Raw genomic sequence first — 611 nt, forward strand, 5'->3', positions numbered from 1 at the left:
TGTCAGCAATCCTTTTGATTGTTTCTGATGTCCCTTTTGTAAACAGTGCAGGCAATTCATCAAAGAACACCGCATCAGTGCCTTTTAGAGCACCCGTAGAGAATTGGTTTGACCCTTCAAGTATATTCTTGTAGTCAAGCTCTCTAACTGAGCCCGTAGCGGCTCTTATTCAATCAATGATTGTACCCTTACCTGACGTTGAGTGTGCTGAGTGCAGTATGGCAAATATTGATGGGTTTTGGGGGAAGAAACATGAACCTATTATTTCCAATATGAGCTGTCTCTTGTCTTCATCCTTGTCTGCAAGTGCCTTAATGAACCTTTCACCAACATCTGACTTTGCTGTTTCACTTCATTCATATGTCTTTTGGTTAAGAGAGAATGGCAGCACATCAGTCTCAATGAATTTCTTTTGGTTAAGGTCATAATATCCATTCTTGAACACTGAAATGTTCTTGTCTATGTCCTTGTCAGTCACCAACGCCTTTGTGACCGCATCCATCATGAATTCAGAATAGGTATTATTGAGTTCACTTGTCTTTGTGATTGCAAGCACATTTCTAATGACACCCTTAATGTAATTGGTAATCAGGTCTTGCTTAATGTAAGTC

The 611-nt window shown here is 39.8% G+C and carries 1 protein-coding gene; it reads right to left on the reverse strand.

Going from position 1 to position 611, the window contains the following annotated elements:
- Positions 1 to 352: 352 nt before the first annotated feature.
- The coding region (locus G1H19_RS22790; RefSeq protein ID WP_204282717.1) for a hypothetical protein at positions 353 to 611 on the reverse strand (259 nt) is incomplete at its 5' end.

Source organism: Goekera deserti (assembly GCF_010685995.1).
Taxonomy (GTDB): Bacteria; Actinomycetota; Actinomycetes; order Mycobacteriales; family Geodermatophilaceae; genus Goekera; species Goekera deserti.